This window comes from Streptomyces sp. B15, from assembly GCF_018070605.1.
Taxonomy (GTDB): Bacteria; Actinomycetota; Actinomycetes; order Streptomycetales; family Streptomycetaceae; genus Streptomyces; species Streptomyces smyrnaeus.
Map to the genome: position 1 here is coordinate 1 of NZ_JAGPXJ010000194.1, position 2,209 is coordinate 2,209.

Below are 2,209 nucleotides of genomic sequence, written 5' to 3' on the forward strand. Positions count from 1 at the left end.
GAGGTAGCCGGCGTGCCGGGCATCGGGAGTGCCGGTGTTGGCGTGCGTCCAGGAGATGACCGCCTCGGCGCTCCGGCCGTTCTTGAGCGGCAGCGTCTTCTTGCCGGGGTCCTGCGCGTAGTAGGTGTCGCCCCAGTGCACGGACGAGCCCAGCGTCCGGTGGCCGGAGTCCTCCAGGCCCAGGCCCGGGTAGCCGCGCAGGTTGCAGGTGTGGCCGCTGGTGTTCTTCAGCTTGAGCACGACGCCCTCGTGGTTCATTCCGCCGCCGAGCTTCTCCCCGAACGAGGCGGTGAGGTCCGAGGTCTTGCAGGTGGGCGCCGCAGTGGCGTCCGCCTGGCTGCCGAGCGCCTGTGCCGCCCCGGCAGCAGCGAGCCCGAGCCCCGCTGCTGCGGCGACGGCCAGACCCGCGGCGCCGGCACGCTTGACCATGCGCCCCCGTGCGGCGGCGGTGTTCCGGTGCTGCTCAGTCATATCGGGTCTTCCCCTCCCAATAGGGCGCTTGTTCGCTTTACGGGAGATTGGATGCGCCCGCCGAGCGAAAAGTTCACCGCGGGCCCCGCTCCATGCTGTGACGCCCGTCACTCTCACCTTCGCCGCCCGGATCCGCGGCGGCGACCTGCGGAAATCCGGATGACAGCACGGACGGCTGTTTCCTAGCGTCGCCGATCATGGAACCGCTCACCGATCGGATGATCCGCACCTGTTTCGTCAACTGCTCCAAAGGAGAGGCCCGGAGGATGGCCGTCCCCCGGGATCTGGACGAGCGCCCATGGGGCGATCTGGACTTCTTCGGCTGGCGCGATCCGGGCGCCCGCGACCGGGGCCACCTCGTCACCGAGTACGGGGGCCGCCTCGTCGGCGTCACGCTCCGGTCCTCCCAGGGGGTGCAGCGCAGCTTCACCAAGACGACGGTCTGTTCCGTGTGCCTGACGTCCCATCCCGGCACCGGCGTCGCACTGCTGGCCGCGCCCCGGGTCGGTCCGGCGGGACGGCAGGGCAACACGGTGGGGGCCTATCTGTGTGCGGACCTCGACTGCTCCCTCTACATACGGGGGAAGAAGCACAGCAGCGGCGACCGGCGTTCCCCGGAGACGCTGCCGATCGAGCAGAAGATCGAACGTCTGCGCACCAATCTGGAGCAGTTCCTCATGAAGATCGGAGTGCCCACGGCACCGGCTCCCGGCTGACCCGGCCCCGGTCGCCGGGCCCCGGCACACCAGCGGGTTCACGCGGAGGACGGCCGGACCCCGCTGGAGTACCGCGCTGTGGCCCGTGGGGTCGGCTGAGGGCTCCGGAACGGTGCCCCTGACCGTCCGGTGCATCGACCAGGGGCACCTGGTGCCCAGGAGGCTCCCGGCCTGGCCACGGCCGGGTCGTGCACTCCGCGGAATGTCCGCCTTTCCGTGAGTTCCGCTTCGCTTTCTGTGTTCCTTGGAGGCACTGCGCTGAAGGGCCGCCTGCGAGACGGACTTCAGTGAAAATCAATTCAGGGGCCGGGAGGCAAGGAAAGCAAGGGACCTGCCGGTTAACCCCCCGAGTGTGCGGAGCGGAAGCGTGGGGGCGCATGACCTGGGCAGGGGGCGCATCGCACCAGACACTGTCTCCAAAAACATGTGACTCCTGCCGCCCCCGCGGAATGCGAACAGAGCAGGAATGCGAACAGCGGATGATCGGCCGCCCGGACATTGCGCCGGCATCGAAAAAAGGCGGCATCCGGGTCAACCGGGTGGCGCCGCCGAGTGCTTTCCACCGGGTGCCGCTGAGCCGGACGGGGCCGCGGGTACCGCCCTGGAGCAGAAACCGGAGCGGTGTGGGAGGACGGTTGGACCTGGACGCTGTCGCCGACGAGCTGTACGGGCTCGCGCCCGGCGAATTCACCGCCACGCGCGACGCACGGGCACAACAGGCCAGGAAGGCGGGGGACCGGGAGCTGGCCGAGCACATCCGCAAGCTGCGCCGACCGACCGCGGCAGCATGGGCGGCCAATCTCCTCGTACGCGAGGAGCCCGAGGAGACCCAGCTGCTGCTGGAACTCGGCGAGGCGATGCGGGGCGCCCACCGGGACCTGGACGGCGGACAGCTTCGTGAGCTGTCCGCCCGGCAGCGCCAGATCACCGCGGCGCTCGCCCGCCAGGCCCGGGAGCTGGCGGGACGCGCGGGCGGGCCCCTCGGCGACGACGCCCAGCGCGAGGTGGCCGAGACCCTGCAC

Annotated in this window: 2 protein-coding genes and 1 pseudogene; 2 read left to right on the forward strand and 1 reads right to left on the reverse strand. The window is 70.4% G+C overall.

Annotated elements, in window-relative coordinates; all coding sequences use genetic code 11:
• Positions 1 to 471, reverse strand: a 471-nt coding sequence (locus tag KBY19_RS35750) for a DUF4232 domain-containing protein (protein WP_210967507.1), incomplete at its 3' end; no start/stop codon positions are given.
• A 197-nt stretch (positions 472 to 668) separates the two neighbouring features.
• Here KBY19_RS35750 and KBY19_RS35755 point away from each other — a divergent pair.
• Both KBY19_RS35755 and KBY19_RS35760 read left to right on the forward strand, forming a co-directional pair.
• Positions 669 to 1,187, forward strand: coding sequence for an FBP domain-containing protein (locus tag KBY19_RS35755; RefSeq protein WP_210967508.1), 519 nt, complete (start codon positions 669 to 671; stop codon positions 1,185 to 1,187).
• A gap of 635 nt (positions 1,188 to 1,822) precedes the next feature.
• Positions 1,823 to 2,209 (forward strand): annotated as a pseudogene (locus KBY19_RS35760) (hypothetical protein); the annotation flags it as partial.